The organism is Pseudescherichia sp., assembly GCF_031979925.1.
Taxonomy (GTDB): Bacteria; Pseudomonadota; Gammaproteobacteria; order Enterobacterales; family Enterobacteriaceae; genus Pseudescherichia.
In genome coordinates this window covers 24,028-38,888 of sequence record NZ_DALZFB010000003.1, presented here as the reverse complement: position 1 = coordinate 38,888, position 14,861 = coordinate 24,028, and the positions used below count along the sequence as shown (strand labels likewise).

The window sequence follows — 14,861 nt, the reverse complement described above, 5'->3', positions numbered from 1 at the left end:
AAGGCAGAAAGGGGGTATGTAGAGGATACAAGGGGTAAAAAAAAGCCCTTCGCCAGCGTACTGACGAAGGGCCGGAGGGGCTAGCGCAGGCTTATGCCGCTGCTGCACCTTTTGGCTGCGTGGCAATATGACCGGCCCAGAGGCCCGCCACCCACTTCACCCCTTTGGCGGTAAAACGCGCCTGGGAGAAGGTGTGCTGGTTTTCACCCACGCCGGAGCGCATGGTGAAGTAGCCCGCCTGCTGATGATGCAGCTGCGGCGTCAGCGTGCCGTTAACGCGGTACATGATGTTGCGCTCCAGCAGGAACTGACGGAACTCCGGCTCTTTCACCTTCAGCATCTTGCAGAGCTGGCGAAAACCCAGCGAATCCTGCACCTCAACGAAACGGTCAAAAAACTCTGCCTTTGGGACGGAGAGTGCCAGCTGCTGCTCGGCTCTCTGGCGCTGCTCATACTGCTCGGCCCATGCGCGAGCCGCCGCCGCCGGGTTGGTAAAATCGGGCAACGCGGTTTTGTTTTCGCGCTCCTGCCAGCGATCGAGTGCGGCAGCGGTAAAGCCAGGCGACAGACGCGCCACGGCCAGCAGAGAGTCACGCTTGTTCAGCAAAAACTCCTGATAGCTTTCGCCATCCCGCTCAAACATTGCCACCCGTACCGGCTCAGATAAACGCTGCGCCGTTTCGAGGCTTTTTACAATACGTTTTACTTCACCGTGGGTTATGCCTGTCAACGCAGCGATTTCACGGCTACTCATCGTTGCCGATTGATCCAGAGAATTAAGGCTTTCAAATGGAATCATCATAGGCTTCACCACTCACTTACTGTAGCACCCGACTGGGTTGTGTAATTATTATACTAATCCCTGTTCAAATATCCAGTAGTTTTTTTGAGCGATTTTAGTTAAGTGCACTTTTTTCAGTTTTGGGTTTGCCTCACGAAGATAGCCAATCTGCAACTACCAGATTAGGGGGTATGTTTCACTTACATTATCAATGCTTTAGGATTATTCCCCCTTTTATCCCCTGCTAAAAAAACCAACAATTTTGCCACCTTAATGGATGGATAATGGAACAGGAAAATGAAAAAAATTACTCTGGGGATGTTGGTAGCGGCCAGCCTGATGAGCGGCGCAGCAATGGCAGAGAGCAATACGCTCTCTATTGGCTATGCGCAGAGCGACGTGGAAGGCTTTAAGGATATTCGCGGCGTGAACCTGCAATATCGCTATGAGCTGGACTCTCCCCTCAGCGTGCTCGGCTCTTTTACCTATATGAGCGGTGATGACGATCAGGATTACTATGTGGCCTCTGATGCGGTGCATAACAGCATCGACGTGAAATATTACTCCCTGATGGTTGGCCCGGCATACCGTATTAACGAATATGTTTCCCTGTACGCGCTGGGCGGCATTGCCCATACAAAAGCCGACGGCGATACTACCTGGGTAAACGCGGGCGACTACTACGTCGGGCGTGAAAGCATCTCTGAGAAATCGACCGATTTCGCCTGGGGCGCGGGCGTGCAGTTTAACCCGACCGAGCAGTTGGCGATTAACGTTGGCTATGAAGGCACTAACGTGGATATCGACGGCAGCCGCTCTATCAACGGTTTTAACGTCGGCGTTGGCTACCGCTTCTAATTCCGCTCTGATGCCGGGGAGCGGTTTGGCTTACCCGGCCTCATGTTCAACACCCGTGGTCTACACTAGTTTTATACAGCCCGACTGGCATACGGACAGGCGGTAAAACAAGAATAGCGGGTGAACAAAAAATGAAAAAAATTGCAATCATCGGCGCAGGACCGACGGGTATCTATACCTTTTTTTCCCTGCTGAAAAACAGCACACCACTCTCCATTTCCATCTATGAGCAGTCCTGTGAGGCAGGCGTCGGCATGCCCTACAGCAGCGAAGAGAACTCAAGAATGATGCTGGCCAATATCGCCAGTATTGAGATCCCGCCCATCTTCTCAACTTATATTGACTGGCTGCGCAGTCTGAGCGAAGAGCACCTCGCCCGCTACGGCGTGCAGGCGTCGTCCCTGCATGTCCGTCAGTTTCTGCCGCGTATTCTACTCGGTGAGTACTTCCGCGCCCAGTTCCTGGCGCTGGTAGTGCAAGCGAGACAGCTCGGCTTTGAGATAGAGGTGCATGAATCCTGTCTGGTGACCGATATTGAGGCCACGCCAGAGGGCGTTCGGCTGTGGACGGAGAATACGCTGCCTGCGGAGCTGTTCGATCTTGCGGTCGTTGCCACCGGGCACGTCTGGCCGGAAGAGAGCAGCGCGACGCGCACCTATTTCCCCAGCCCCTGGTCCGGGTTGATGGAAGCCAAAATCCCTGCATGCCGGGTCGGTGTGATGGGAACCTCTTTGAGCGGCATCGACGCCGCAATGGCCGTCGCTATTCAGCATGGCACCTTCTTTGAGACCGAGGATAAGCGTCTGCACTTCAACCTCGACGCCGACAGCAAGGCGCTAGAGATCGTACTTATGTCGCGGTCGGGGATCCTGCCGGAAGCAGATTTCTACTGCCCTATCCCCTACGAGCCACTATCCGTTGTGACCGAAAGTGCAGTTGAAAATGAGATTGCCGCCGGGCCGGATGGCCTGCTCGACCGCGTTTTTGCGCTGATGGTCAAAGAGCTGACGCTGGCGGATCCGCTCTGGAGCGAGCAGATCGCTCTTAGCACGCTGGATGCCGACAGCTTTTTCGCGGCCTGGTTTGCTGACCGTAAGAAACAAGATCCCTTCCGCTGGGCAGAAGCCAACCTGAATGAGGTTGAGCGCAACAAGCGTGACAGGCGGACGGTGCCGTGGCGCTATACCATTCTGCGCCTGCATGAAGCCATCCAACCGATCGTTCCCTGGCTTGACGAGCAGGACGGCACGCGCTTCGAAGCTGGCCTCGCCCGGATCTTTATCGATAACTATGCGGCCGTGCCCTCCCAGTCGATTCGTCGATTGCTGGCTCTGCGCGAAGCCGGGATCCTTAGCGTTCTTGCACTCGGCCCGAACTACGAGATGGAGATCGGCGAGCAGCAGACGACCATCTTCGCTGAGGGCGAGCGCTATCGGTACGATGTCTTTATCGATGCGCGCGGACAAAAGCCGCTGAAAACGGAAGACTTGCCTTTCCCGACGCTGCGCAGGCAGCTTGCCGCCAGCGGAGAGGAGTTCCCTGCGGTCGGAGATGACTACACGCTACAGGAGCCTGCCAGCGTGCGCGGGCGCATCGCTTTTGGCGCAATTCCCTACCTGATGCATGACCAGCCGTTTGTGCAGGGCATCACCGCCTGCGCAGAGATCGGCGCGGCCATCGCCAGAGCAGTCGCGCAGCCAGCCACGCGGGCGCGGGGCCGGCTGCGGATACTGGAGCTGTAGCGCCCTCATAACAAAAGCGACGCCTGCCGAAATAGATATTTCAAAACAAGGGCAGGCGTCAGCATTAGCATTTTTGTTCCCTAAAAAAAGAAAGCTTTTTGCTATATATCGGCTTCTTTTTCGCTAAGGAAAAGCGGCCATGAAAATGTATACCTACTGGGTTACCCCTATAAACAGACAAACACCCGTTTATATTCGTATGTGTGTTAGAACGTGGGAAAAATTAATACCCTCTGCTGATATTATTGTAATTAATGATAAAAATATCGCCGAATATATTGGCAATGATATAGATATGGCCTCGTTCCGGATGCTGTCTCTGCCGCAGCAGTCAGACGTGGTTTCGGTGGCCGTACTGTCAAAGCTGGGTGGACTCTTTATTGATGCCGATACTATCGTGACAGGTGATATCACACCGATAATCGAAGCAAGCCCCCCGCGCGTGCTGCATGCCTTTGGCTACCCGGAGCGTAAAGCGATTCATCTCGCCGTCATGTGGTGCAAGGGTAGCAATAATCCAGTTTTAACCGCCTGGTATAAAGCTATCTGCGAAAAGATGAAGGTACTCCCTCCGGTCAGAAGCTGGGATTACGTCGGCAATGCCATTGTGGGTGAACTATTGAAAAAAGATGAGTATGCAAATACTTATGAAATTGTGGATCGGACGAGCAGCGGAAATATTATGGAGTCGGTTTATAATAGCAGCAGCGATACCTGTGGGGCCTATAAACACTTCTGGTTTGGTGAAAATAGCGTAGCGCCGGAAGAGATTATTGCAACAGCGAAATATAAGATGATTTCACTGCACAACTCATGGACACCCTGGTCATTTAAGAATATGGCGGTAGAGGAGATTGTCGAGTCCGATACCGCCCTGGGGAAACTGCTCTGCTATCTTCTGCAATGATTTTGGTTAATCAGGTATGCAGAGGGGCCTTAACCCCTCTGCTGTTTTATTGCCCCGTCCCCTCTTCTACCGGCACCTTCTTTTTAGCCGTGAAGTTATAGATAACCATCAGCGCAAAGATGCCGGTGATGGTCAGGGTGATCATTCCCTTATCCATAAATTGCGCCATATTGCCGAGGATAATCCCCACTACGCCGAAATCGGTATCGGAGAAAGTGGTGTTGGTCAGCCCAATCGCCCCCAGCACCGGTAGCAGCGCAACGGGCAGGAAGGTGATCAAGATACCATGGGCAAAAGCCCCACAGATGGCCCCGCGTTTACCGCCGGTAGCATTACCGAATACACCCGCGGTAGCACCGCAGAAGAAGTGCGGTACTACGCCGGGCAGGATCAGCACCCAGTGCAACTGACCGAGGATAAACAGCCCTACCAGTCCGCCAATAAAGCTGGAGATAAACCCGACCAGCACCGCGTTGGGCGCGTAAGGGAAAACAATCGGGCAGTCCAGCGCGGGCACGGCGTTAGGTACCAGCTTCTCAGAGAAACCGGTAAAGGCTGGAACGATCTCCGCGAGGATTAGACGCACGCCCTGCAGGATGATAAACACGCCCGCCGCAAAGGTAATCGCCTGGATAAACGAGTAGACCAGATAGTTTTGGCCAGCGCTGAAGTTGGCCTCTACATACTCTTTCCCCGCCGATATCGACAGAATAAGGTAGATAACCATCATGGTCAGCGAGATAGAGATGGTGCTGTCACGCAAAAAACTGAGGTTTTTTGGCATGTTCATCTCTTCGGTGGATTTAGAACCCTTACCGACGAGGGTACCAATCCAGCCTGAGAGAACATAGCCAATCGTGCCCGTATGCGCTAAGGCAACCTGGTCACCGCCGACGATTTTACGCATATAGGGCTGAGCCAGCGCCGGGAACGCCGCCATCAAAATACCCAGCGCTAACGACCCGGTATAGATAAGCTGAACACCTTCAAAACCGGCTACCGAGAGGATAATCGCTACCATGCAGGCCATGTAGAAGGTTACATGCCCTGAAAGGTAGATATATTTCAGGCGAGTAAACCTGGCGACAACAATGTTAGCCACCATGCCGAATGCCATAATTAGCGTGGTCGGCGCACCATACTTGGCGAGGGCAATCGAAACCATCGCTTCGTTGTTCGGGATGATCCCCTGAACGTCGAACGCTTCTTTGAAAATATCGCCCAGCGGGGTTAGTGAGCTGACCAGAACAGAGGCACCGCCAGCCAGGACTAAGAAGCCAAGAATGGTTTTTACGGTTCCCTTAATCACATCCGGGAAAGGCTTTTTCTGTGCCACCAGCCCGAATAGCGCCACCAGCCCAACAAGGATGGAAGGCACCTTCAGCACATCGACGACAAACTGCAAAAGGTTTTGAATAAACATATTAACCTCTACGGGAAGATGTTCATCTCGGATTACGCGTTATTTTTCTCAAAATACTCGCGTATTTTTTGCTCGATCTCTTTCAGGTCGATAATGTTGTTGATGATGATAATCTTGTCCTCAGGCAGATTGGCGCTATAGGCAATATCCTTTGCCATCACAAAAACGTCAGCTACGTCGGGCGTTACCGAGCCGAGATCGGAGTGTTCAACATCCGCAACCACGTTAAGATTTTTCAGCACCTTTTTGATGTTCATTTCCATCATGAAGCTGCTGCCCAGACCTGAACCACACACCGCCATCATTTTCATAACTCACCTCATTAATCGTTGATCACTGTTCGTCTACTGGGCGATACCGTTATCGGCCAATAAAATTGCATTCAGTTCTTCTTTGCTGCGAGTGTTGAAGACCTTTTCCATTTCATCTTCATCAGAGAGCAGCTCAGCCAGCTGAGAAATCATCTCTATGTGGCTGTTGCTGTCCGGCGCGGCGAACATGAAAAGGGTATCCACCGGATCGTTCTCATCAGCGTTAAACACTACGGGTTTAGCCAGCTTTACAACCGATAAGCCCAGCGCCTTTGCTCCCTCTTCCGGACGGGCATGGGGCATTGCAATCCGCGGGGCGATAACGAAGTAAGGCCCGATCTCCTCTTTCTGCCGGATAATGGCCTCGATATAGCTTTGCGATATGGCCCCCTCATTGAGGAGAGGAGTCCCGGCAATCTGAATGGCCTCTTTCCAGTCCGCTACGCTCTCAACGTACTGAACTTTTTCGTTATTTAACCACTTTGCCAGATGCGACATGTTTTTCTCCCTGATCTAAAAAACGCGTTTCTCTGTTTCAGGCAACTGTCTACGTATAGACATCTTTAAGATGTATAGTCATCTAGATAGTGGACCGGGATTTGGGCAGATACAATATGTAACGGTCACATTGCGGCGAACTCGCGATATTTGGATGCAAATCCGTTAAGCCGATCACATCTCTACACCGCTCAAGTGGTGCTAAGAGAAGAATATCAGGCATACATGTATAGACAGGCTCAGGGGAGTCGCTCTTTCACATTTATCGGGAAGAAAATCGATGGTTGATGGCGTAACAGAGAAGCAGAGAGAGGTTGTTGATTACATCCTAAGGAAAATTAAGGATGACGGCCTGTTGCCTGGCGATAAGCTTGATACTGAAATTGCCATTGCCAAAAATATCGGTATTACCCGCGCCACCGTTCGCGAAGCCACGCGCATTTTAATTGAGCAGCAGAGAATTTATCGGGTTAAAGGCTCGGGCCTATATGTGGGTTCGACTGGCGTAAGCAACCACTCCGGACGATTTCATGCACTCTCCCCCTTTGATTACCAGGCCCAGAAGCATGGCTATAAGGGCGTACGAAAGGTTATCTCAGCCAGCATCATCCGCGTTCCCTCCCCTGATATGGCGCAGGCGTTACGTATTAAGAACAGCGACAAGGTCTATAAAATCCTGCGTCTAATGTGCTTCGATGATATTCCCGTTGCGCTGGAGCATAGCCACCTGCCGGTGAGCATGTTTAATACTATGGAGTTCAGCAGGCTGGAGATGTCGAAATTCTCCTATATCGAACAGATTACCGGTAAGAAGATCCAGCGCCGGGACCAGAACCTGGAGGCGATCAACTTGACCGATGCGGATGTGCTCTCCTTATTAAAATTAAAGGAGAATGATGCGGTTATCGAGCTTACGGAGACGGTGTTTCTTGATGATGGGACGCCCTGCGAGGTGAATATCGCGATTATTAATACAAGGATATTCCCGCTGAGGCAGGATTCGCGGCGGCCTTGAATAATATAAAAGGTGAGTTACAGATGCGACGATCACCACAGGGCGCAAAAACAGCCAAAGCCTGTATCCAGGTAGAGCTACTCCGACCAGGAAAACCAGGCTAATTAACTTTTTACTGAAGATTTCAGTTCTGCACCACGATTATTTTGTTACCTTCCCATTGTTATCAACAAAAAACTCGTGAACATACTTTCTATCATTTAACCCATAATTAACCACATAGGTGTGGTTACTCTTCCATTTAACATCTATACAATTATCAGGGTAAGAAGTGTTCACTTTATTATAACCTGAGCTAACAACTGTTTGTATCTTACCATTCTCGCTTTCATCAACAGTGTAATAATTCAGCAGATCTTTATTATTTACGCTAAAGCAAAGATGATTACCATTTATAAATGTAGCTCGTGGATGCGGTGCTGGATTCCCGCCAGGGCAACCGGAAAGAAGGAAAATTACAGGCACTATAATTAATCTCTTCATATTGGAAATCCTTTCATTGCTTTTCTGTATTTTTGAACTAATAAATAATTAGACTCTTGAGGATCATAATTTCGTAGTGCAGGAAGATACATGTAATTTCTAAAGCCATAAGCTTGCAATAACCAATAATCGCTAACTAAAGAGGCTTGTTGTTCTAAAGTGTAATGACGAATATTAGCTTTATCTAAACTGTAGCTATAATCAGCGAAGCGAGAGAATAACCCTCTTGTTCTTACAAACATGCCGTGTTGTTCTTGCCAAACGTGCATCATTTCGTGCATGAATCTGTGTTTCTTCTGTACATCTGCTTCCATTGAGAAATCGTGAGAATAGGTGTCTTCCCTAAACCACATTTCACCGTTTGGACTCATAGCAACATCTATAGGTTGTAGGTTAAACGGTAAGTAGCTTTCCCGATGCACCCAAATTTTATTATATCTGAGGCCAGAGCCATAAAGTGATCTTGCTAACCCTATCTCACCCATCGTGATAAGCCTCACGCCACCGGGGGTAATACGTGTTCCCGATGTCGCTCTAATCCTCTCATTTACAGGCATCAAAATCCCTCTAATCCGTAATAGAATTGGTCACTAATCATACACAAACTTGATCAGGTAAAGCAAAGAATTCTTCCGGGCATGGCCTGGTTTTATGTAACAGAATGAATACTATAAGCTGGATTAGAGCATCACTTTGGCGGCTCAGGCTAACTTAATGTCTATCTCTGCCTCTTCTGCTTTCTTCCGCTCAAACCATGCCTTTCCCTCTGGAGTCGCCAGAAATTTATGGGCATGCATTTGGCGGTTGTTGCGCTTTGCCGAGGTGCTTTAATCTCATTTGTCATATAGGTAGGGCGCTTCGCACACCTGCCCATGTGATATATACTGATAACCGCCTATACATTTAATAGGCGTTAGACGTGTTAAGACTGGAGCAAAATTGACGAAGGAAGTTACTCAAGCATTGGGTTTTGTTGTATGGTGCCGATAGTAGAGATATAATAAGGACAATAAATTCGCTGATAAATATGTATGTTTCCTTATTTAATCCTTATAAATGCTCCCTTTCGTGCACCCCAGATGATTTTACCTGCTCATTCTGTCGGAGCGGACAGTCCATCATACAGGTCCTAATCTCCTGCTTTTGACCAAGTCAGCGCTTTTGATGTGCCATAAATACTTTGTAATCCGGGTGAGCTTTAAGATGTCCGTGCTCAGGTTGCTGTGCATGGCAGGCAATACAAAGAACGGCCAAGTTTGCGTTTCTGTTGTCATTCTTCAGACCATTGCGATGATGGACATGAAGAAATCGGGAATCATCTTGGCTGAAAAACTCCTTGCAGGATTCACACTGGTGCCCACGCTTTTGCCTGATGCTTTTCGAAATTTCAGCCCAGTTTTTAGGGTAGTCGTTAAGTGGCGCGGTCACTGACGTATGTAAGGGTTTGGTGGCGATTAGATCACGAGGGTATTCTTTGAAAAAGTCAGTTAGTGAAAAATTTGCTACTCTGCCCCAACGTTCACCGCTAGTCATGCCTTGTACGCTAAACCCATGCCAGTGAATTATGTCCAGACAGCTCTGGCAAACATTTAATTTTACGGTCTGGTTTTCTTTACCACTACCGATGATGTTGACCTGGAACTCACCAGTATCTCTGTTTGCGACAACATACCGACCAAACCGGGAATTTCTTCGCATTTTTTCAAGAACCTGACAATTAGCCAAATGGTACTTTGGCATCCGTACTTCTCCTGCAATGGATGAAATATCCCGGATATGAAGTAGCACGCGTTTATTATTACAAATTAATGTTCCGTCACTGAGGACATTTACGTCATCAAGACTGATTTCGATACCACCTGAAAGCAATTTTTCAGCAAAAGAGCCATCTGATTGCATGGGTCGCAATGAAAAATTGGCCGTTAGCGGTGCATCCATCTTTTGTCGTAACGTATCTAGGGACGTCCAGTTGAGAAAGTCAGGCAACTTGAAACTCATTTCTTAGATAGTTCCCCTGCAATCAGATCCATTTTCTCATTAGCATTAGTGACAATACGGAACTCCACACGCTGGTTTGCCGCTTGTGATGACTCATGAGAAAGAGGATGAGAGGATGACAACCCATTAGCAGTTACATGCTGAACCAACCATTTTTCATCACCCTGCACGTTCGGTAAGGACATCAGATATTCGAGTGTGCTGCGGGTCCTTGCCTGAGACAGTTCCATGTTTCTGAAATAAGCCTCCTTTTCATTTTCAGCTCCACTCCAGAAGGCGCTGGTATGCCCTTCTATACGTATTTCCTTTACTGCGCTTCTATATTTATCTGATGTCAACAAAGTGATATAACGGGGGAAAAACTCGCCGAGTACTTCTCTGAAACGTGGACGTAATTCCGACGAGCCTGTGGCGAAAAGAACCGAAGGATCGTTAAAGCGGATAGTCATATCTCCCAGAATTTCGGCGTTCCATTGCTTAAGGTCTTTCGCAAATTCTTTCTGCAGGGCTAACTGCATATCGCGCTTCGTGACTTCATACTCTTTAACAACAAGCGTGGTCGTCTGCTCTACACGGAGCATAAATGCGGCCGTCAGCAGCATAAACACCATCATTAAGCCCGTCATCAAGTCCGCGAGGGGTATCCAGTAAGATTGGTTACTCTGTTCTGAATTCACATTTGCCTCACGTCGCGGAAGCGATCCGCACAACCTCTCTCAGGCGTTCGGTAAGAGGGGTATAATCAGCAACAAATTTCTCGGAAAGAGAAGCAAGCTGTCGGCCCAAAGTTTCGAGACTTTTTGTCAGTTCCTCCTGCAGCCCAGTATCCAGCGCGACAACACTCTGATGGATCTTCTCCATAGACTGGGTTAGTCCTGAACTGACTTCTGACTGGGACTGGCTAAGTGTCTCAGTCAAAAACCGTTTGATTTCTGAAGAGAAAGATTGTGCCTGCGTACTAAAGTCCATGACGATATCACTGACGTTGTCCTGCAGTTTTGTTACGCCCAAAGCCATCGATGTAGTCATTTCATCGATTTTGCGTGAGAATTGGGGGGTGACTTCTCTCATCTGCGACAAAACTTCACTCATGGAACGCTGAGACTGCTCTATGTCCTGACGCTGCTGAACCAAATGCTCAAGCGTTGTTTCAAGCGCATTTGCGGTTTGCGCGAAACTTGATGCCTGTCCGATAAATGATGCAAGGCCGAGAGAGACCTCCCTGAGATCGTCGGCTGCAGATTTTTGTACAGCCTGCAACTCGTCGAGTTCGTCCTTATACTGCTGTTGCCAGATGACAAGCTTTTCCACGCTTGCGTTAAGATGTTTGAAATTCTCCCCGAACTGTTCATTTATCTGCGCATTAAAATCTTTAATAACGTCTTTTAGAGCATCAATAAGCGCTTTGGATCCATCCTCTGCCATTTTCTGAGAAAACGTATCAAAGGCACTACGTAAGGCGCGTAATTCGTCCGCCTGATCCTGACGCATTAATTTGAGCTGTGTCAGGAGACTACTGTCTTCGTTACCGGCAAGACTCTGCTGAAGCGCCTGAGTGGCCGCAACGACATCATCTAGGCTTGCCGCTTTAGGCGTACCAGTCGTCTGCGGAATGGGTTTACTCTGGAAATAGTGCCTTGCTCTAATTACCAGCGAACCGAAAACACCACTTAACGAGGCGAGGAATGCGGTTTTCACCCCTTCAAGCAAATGTGGAACGCTTTCTGCTACGTTGGTTGAATCAAAATGCAGCAGCGAAGTTGCAATTCCTGCGAAACAACCGAGGATACCAACGGTAGTGAGTACTTCGGGACCATGAACGACAGCAAACCTGTCGAAGCGTATAAACGCGAAAAATATTGCTAGGGCCAGATTAACTAATACGAAGCCATTGGTAATGGGGTCTGATGTAATAGTGCTGAATGTTACAGAGGCTGCAGCGTATGACATGCAGGGTATAAGTAGCAACAAAAGCAGAAGTCTTTTCTTCATTATCGTGATCAAAGGAAATGAACTCTAAATGTAAGTGCCCGAAATTGCGTACAGGCCGTAAAATACAACGCATAATACATAATACACCTTTGTTTTTATAGGGTCTATGTTATCGTGTAATTTGTTCTAATGACGGTCTGAATGAATGTCATGAAACCTGTAAGTGCAGGTAAAGATAGTGGGTGGAGCAACGCCTATTATCGCATTGATGGAACTAAGACGGCCGCTGTGAAGAAAATGTACACGGACAGCAACAAGGCATAGAGGGGAGCAATTAAGCTGGCAACCATAAGCCACTTCCGCTTCATGACCTCTGGCACATCTGAGCAAGCTGGTTAGTTCAGTCTAGTGTTTCACTACTAGCACTCAAAGAAATGGGCGGTTGGGAAACTCTGGAAATGTTTACAAAGATACACTCATCTTTCTGCAGGTCATTTGAGTGAGCACGCGAGCAAAATTGACACGATTTTGAACCGCAATGTCACAAAAGGAGAACGTGATTTACATCAACAGCAGATAAGTGGTTGTATTTCATTGGTGCTATAATAGGAATAAAACACAAGGTTAACGCATTGTTTTTATTGTTTTTTTAATTTTCGCATCTTTAAAATGCCCCCATAACTGCCCCCAATTGGTTACTGCTTAGGGGCGTTATGATCAAGTATGGTCTCTCTTGTAGTTGCGGGTAAACTCGACAAACATATTGTGAGCAGCCTGCTCATCTCCTAACGCAACTTCGCGCATGACTTGTAAGAGAAGTACGGTCATAGGCATCACTTCATCAAGATCCAGATCTGCGGGATAGCTATCTGGGTCAATGGCCATATCGAGATTATAAAACCACCATAACTCAATCTTTCGTGTGAGAGAAATTATTGTATAAATCTCATCAGTTACATTAAGTAAATCAGCTTCAGGAATTAAATCAAACATTTCATGAGAAAGTTTATTCCTGATTTTTTTTAGGCGTTCAAATGTTTCGATATCACATTGTTCTAAAGCGTTATGTTCCGTCAACCAGCTTATCGATGCATAAAGTCTACTTTTATTTCTATTTAAGACTTTTTCCCTGTACTCTACGAATTCATCTTCGTTTCCAAAACTTAAGTAAAAACGCTCTAATTTTCCAATTACAATTTCTTTTAGAAGCTCAAAGGATGCAATAAAAATAGAATAAGAAATAACTCTTTCCTTTAATGCTTTTGGCTCTAATATTCTCGCCCATTTTTTATAATTCTCATCGCCATGCATTGTTCAATCCCTTTTAAATAAATCAACATATTCAATCAACATTATTTCATTAAGATCTTTAGGTTTTTTAAATAATGTGCACTTGTCATCAATAAAAATGGGTTTATTATTAACAAGGCATTGATAAAACTTATTGCCATTGATAAGCACGCTATCAACATACTTAGATACATCACCCATTCCGAATTGCCTAAACTTGGTAAAAAACACCAACCAAAGAACATCGAAAACAGAATCTTTTGCTGAAGAACGCTTAACATCATCGACAATAATACCTTTAATAAAGTCTTTTATTTCAGGGTGAGACTTTTTGTGCTCTAGAAAAATAAGGTCGATAATAGCAAGAACATTCCCCATTACTTTTTCAGACTCTCTTTTTATCATGAAAAGCAGGCTTATTAATTTTTTGATTTCCTTGAGTTGCTTGGCCTTATCTTTGGAGAAAATAATCTTCAATCTATCTTTTTTAGTTAATTCAGAAATAAATTTATTTAGTATACTTGTGCCAGGATACTCATAATGAATATCCAACGCCTTGAGTGCCGCTTGCTCAAACTCTCTGAATGAAAAAGACTCTGCTCCTGACAATGAATACGGGTAGTACTTTTTAGAATGCTCTCTGTAAAGCCCATTCGGTAGCTTATTTATTTTTGTTTTGGACTCATTGATATTTAAGTTGTATTTGTTCAATTCATCAGAAATATTTTTTAATACTTTCTTTGCATCAGATTCACTATTACAGAGAATTCGATAATCATCTTTAAATCTAACACCAACAAAGTCGATATCCTTGAGCTTTAATGATACATCTCTATCTACTTTGGAAAGAATTATTTCCGCAATCAAATCACTTAGAGCAGACCCTACTGATATACCATTTGTTTTTTTATCATTTGAATATTGTAGCAATCTATCAAGCTTGTTACCTAACAGAGTGTATTCTTTATCGTTACGTGACATATTTTTGTCATGTAATGCCCAAGGAATGCTGTGAGTGTATATTGAGGCATAAAAATTGGTAATATCAGTTCTAACTAAGTAACTATAGTTTACTGCATCAACAATCAGATCCCTTTCAGCCATCTCAATCCACTCATATATCATCCTCCCAGAACGTATGGGTGACAGAGACAACCCCTCAGTTTTAGTAACAGGAATAGGCAAGCTGTATGTGAAAATTTTAGTTTCATCATTAAAAAGATGGTTTACTACTAACTGCCAATCTTTGACAAGCCAGTAAACCATATCATGATAAAACTTGGGATGCTGTATACCAAAAATACGATGAGTGAGTGATGTTTTAGGATACGATACATTAACAATCTCTTTCTCTTTGAGATTATTAAGATTATCAAAATACGGCTCTCGATTTAGTTTAATCCCTCCGGCTTTGAAGCTAGGGGGTAAAACGTATTCCTCTGGAAAATAGCCATCATTCAATAACCATCGACCAACTACTCTTGGCTTAATATTATTGAGAAGCTTTTTAGTTTCAAGATAGTGCTCCCTAACCAGCATACAACCTCCGCCTACTCAAACGTTATTGTTTCATCATGAAAATGGTAGTTTTATTCTACAACATTTTTCAAGTGACACATCACC

15 protein-coding genes and 1 pseudogene are annotated in these 14,861 nt (G+C 46.4%); 5 read left to right on the top strand and 11 right to left on the bottom strand.

Features of this window, described 5'->3' with window-relative positions; all coding sequences use genetic code 11:
• Positions 1 to 91 precede the first annotated feature (91 nt).
• Positions 92 to 802 carry a phage antirepressor KilAC domain-containing protein gene (locus tag RTM13_RS06430; protein ID WP_312211090.1) on the bottom strand — a complete coding sequence of 237 codons (711 nt, stop codon included), beginning with the start codon at positions 800 to 802 and terminating at the stop codon, positions 92 to 94.
• Between the two features lie 276 nt (positions 803 to 1,078).
• Here RTM13_RS06430 and RTM13_RS06425 point away from each other — a divergent pair, with 276 nt between their 5' ends.
• The 3 genes from RTM13_RS06425 to RTM13_RS06415 all read left to right on the top strand — a co-directional run bounded on the left by RTM13_RS06425 (position 1,079) and on the right by RTM13_RS06415 (position 4,288).
• Positions 1,079 to 1,639, top strand: coding sequence for an Ail/Lom family outer membrane beta-barrel protein (locus RTM13_RS06425; RefSeq protein ID WP_312211089.1), 561 nt, complete (start codon positions 1,079 to 1,081; stop codon positions 1,637 to 1,639).
• Between the two features lie 131 nt (positions 1,640 to 1,770).
• Positions 1,771 to 3,381, top strand: coding sequence for an FAD-NAD(P)-binding protein (locus RTM13_RS06420; RefSeq protein WP_312211087.1), 1,611 nt, complete (start codon positions 1,771 to 1,773; stop codon positions 3,379 to 3,381).
• Between the two features lie 139 nt (positions 3,382 to 3,520).
• Positions 3,521 to 4,288, top strand: a complete 768-nt coding sequence (locus tag RTM13_RS06415) for a capsular polysaccharide synthesis protein (protein ID WP_312211085.1) — start codon at positions 3,521 to 3,523, stop codon at positions 4,286 to 4,288.
• 46 nt (positions 4,289 to 4,334) lie between these two features.
• Here the strand turns inward: RTM13_RS06415 and RTM13_RS06410 are convergent, their stop codons facing one another.
• From RTM13_RS06410 to RTM13_RS06400, 3 genes are read right to left on the bottom strand one after another with little or no spacing between them, the layout of a single operon-like run.
• The gene (locus tag RTM13_RS06410; protein ID WP_312211084.1) at positions 4,335 to 5,711 is read right to left on the bottom strand and encodes a PTS ascorbate transporter subunit IIC; all 1,377 of its coding nucleotides are present in this window, start codon (positions 5,709 to 5,711) and stop codon (positions 4,335 to 4,337) included.
• Between the two features lie 32 nt (positions 5,712 to 5,743).
• On the bottom strand, positions 5,744 to 6,022 hold the full coding sequence (locus tag RTM13_RS06405) for a PTS sugar transporter subunit IIB (protein WP_312211082.1): 279 nt from the start codon (positions 6,020 to 6,022) through the stop codon (positions 5,744 to 5,746).
• A 33-nt stretch (positions 6,023 to 6,055) separates the two neighbouring features.
• Positions 6,056 to 6,520 (bottom strand): PTS sugar transporter subunit IIA, encoded by a 465-nt coding sequence (locus RTM13_RS06400; protein ID WP_312211080.1) that lies wholly within the window; start codon positions 6,518 to 6,520, stop codon positions 6,056 to 6,058.
• A 280-nt stretch (positions 6,521 to 6,800) separates the two neighbouring features.
• On the opposite strand from RTM13_RS06400, the gene RTM13_RS06395 reads away from it, so the two are divergent.
• The gene (locus RTM13_RS06395; RefSeq protein ID WP_312211078.1) at positions 6,801 to 7,535 is read left to right on the top strand and encodes a GntR family transcriptional regulator; all 735 of its coding nucleotides are present in this window, start codon (positions 6,801 to 6,803) and stop codon (positions 7,533 to 7,535) included.
• A gap of 141 nt (positions 7,536 to 7,676) precedes the next feature.
• On the opposite strand, the gene RTM13_RS06390 is transcribed toward RTM13_RS06395, so the two are convergent.
• The 5 genes from RTM13_RS06390 to RTM13_RS06370 all read right to left on the bottom strand — a co-directional run bounded on the left by RTM13_RS06390 (position 7,677) and on the right by RTM13_RS06370 (position 12,008).
• Positions 7,677 to 8,018: a putative T6SS immunity periplasmic lipoprotein gene (locus RTM13_RS06390; protein ID WP_312211076.1), complete on the bottom strand. Its 342-nt coding sequence runs from the start codon at positions 8,016 to 8,018 to the stop codon at positions 7,677 to 7,679.
• The gene (locus tag RTM13_RS06385) at positions 8,015 to 8,575 is read right to left on the bottom strand and encodes a type IV secretion protein Rhs (protein WP_312211074.1); all 561 of its coding nucleotides are present in this window, start codon (positions 8,573 to 8,575) and stop codon (positions 8,015 to 8,017) included. Before RTM13_RS06385 ends, RTM13_RS06390 begins: the two co-directional genes overlap by 4 nt.
• 595 nt (positions 8,576 to 9,170) lie before the next feature.
• Complete coding sequence (locus RTM13_RS06380; RefSeq protein ID WP_312211073.1) at positions 9,171 to 10,016, bottom strand: HNH endonuclease; 846 nt, start codon at positions 10,014 to 10,016, stop codon at positions 9,171 to 9,173.
• Positions 10,013 to 10,693: an OmpA family protein gene (locus tag RTM13_RS06375; RefSeq protein ID WP_312211071.1), complete on the bottom strand. Its 681-nt coding sequence runs from the start codon at positions 10,691 to 10,693 to the stop codon at positions 10,013 to 10,015. Before RTM13_RS06375 ends, RTM13_RS06380 begins: the two co-directional genes overlap by 4 nt.
• 7 nt (positions 10,694 to 10,700) lie before the next feature.
• Positions 10,701 to 12,008, bottom strand: coding sequence for a hypothetical protein (locus RTM13_RS06370; protein ID WP_312211070.1), 1,308 nt, complete (start codon positions 12,006 to 12,008; stop codon positions 10,701 to 10,703).
• Between the two features lie 198 nt (positions 12,009 to 12,206).
• Here RTM13_RS06370 and RTM13_RS06365 point away from each other — a divergent pair.
• A pseudogene (locus tag RTM13_RS06365) lies at positions 12,207 to 12,528 on the top strand (tyrosine-type recombinase/integrase); the annotation flags it as partial.
• Between the two features lie 137 nt (positions 12,529 to 12,665).
• Here RTM13_RS06365 and RTM13_RS06360 read toward each other — a convergent pair.
• Both RTM13_RS06360 and RTM13_RS06355 read right to left on the bottom strand, forming a co-directional pair.
• The gene (locus RTM13_RS06360) at positions 12,666 to 13,259 is read right to left on the bottom strand and encodes a hypothetical protein (protein ID WP_312211068.1); all 594 of its coding nucleotides are present in this window, start codon (positions 13,257 to 13,259) and stop codon (positions 12,666 to 12,668) included.
• A gap of 3 nt (positions 13,260 to 13,262) precedes the next feature.
• The gene (locus tag RTM13_RS06355) at positions 13,263 to 14,777 is read right to left on the bottom strand and encodes an RNA-directed DNA polymerase (RefSeq protein WP_312211066.1); all 1,515 of its coding nucleotides are present in this window, start codon (positions 14,775 to 14,777) and stop codon (positions 13,263 to 13,265) included.
• Positions 14,778 to 14,861 lie beyond the last annotated feature (84 nt).

Excerpts from the sequence above, each read along its gene's own strand:
- RTM13_RS06360 (WP_312211068.1), bottom strand. The coding sequence starts at position 13,259 with ATGCATGGCGATGAGAATTATAAAAAATGGGCGAGAATATTAGAGCCA.
- RTM13_RS06385 (WP_312211074.1), bottom strand. The coding sequence starts at position 8,575 with ATGCCTGTAAATGAGAGGATTAGAGCGACATCGGGAACACGTATTACC.
- RTM13_RS06415 (WP_312211085.1), top strand. The coding sequence starts at position 3,521 with ATGAAAATGTATACCTACTGGGTTACCCCTATAAACAGACAAACACCC.
- RTM13_RS06370 (WP_312211070.1), bottom strand. The coding sequence starts at position 12,008 with ATGAAGAAAAGACTTCTGCTTTTGTTGCTACTTATACCCTGCATGTCA.
- RTM13_RS06355 (WP_312211066.1), bottom strand. The coding sequence starts at position 14,777 with ATGCTGGTTAGGGAGCACTATCTTGAAACTAAAAAGCTTCTCAATAAT.
- RTM13_RS06405 (WP_312211082.1), bottom strand. The coding sequence starts at position 6,022 with ATGAAAATGATGGCGGTGTGTGGTTCAGGTCTGGGCAGCAGCTTCATG.
- RTM13_RS06390 (WP_312211076.1), bottom strand. The coding sequence starts at position 8,018 with ATGAAGAGATTAATTATAGTGCCTGTAATTTTCCTTCTTTCCGGTTGC.
- RTM13_RS06400 (WP_312211080.1), bottom strand. The coding sequence starts at position 6,520 with ATGTCGCATCTGGCAAAGTGGTTAAATAACGAAAAAGTTCAGTACGTT.
- RTM13_RS06410 (WP_312211084.1), bottom strand. The coding sequence starts at position 5,711 with ATGTTTATTCAAAACCTTTTGCAGTTTGTCGTCGATGTGCTGAAGGTG.
- RTM13_RS06380 (WP_312211073.1), bottom strand. The coding sequence starts at position 10,016 with ATGAGTTTCAAGTTGCCTGACTTTCTCAACTGGACGTCCCTAGATACG.
- RTM13_RS06425 (WP_312211089.1), top strand. The coding sequence starts at position 1,079 with ATGAAAAAAATTACTCTGGGGATGTTGGTAGCGGCCAGCCTGATGAGC.
- RTM13_RS06420 (WP_312211087.1), top strand. The coding sequence starts at position 1,771 with ATGAAAAAAATTGCAATCATCGGCGCAGGACCGACGGGTATCTATACC.
- RTM13_RS06395 (WP_312211078.1), top strand. The coding sequence starts at position 6,801 with ATGGTTGATGGCGTAACAGAGAAGCAGAGAGAGGTTGTTGATTACATC.
- RTM13_RS06430 (WP_312211090.1), bottom strand. The coding sequence starts at position 802 with ATGATGATTCCATTTGAAAGCCTTAATTCTCTGGATCAATCGGCAACG.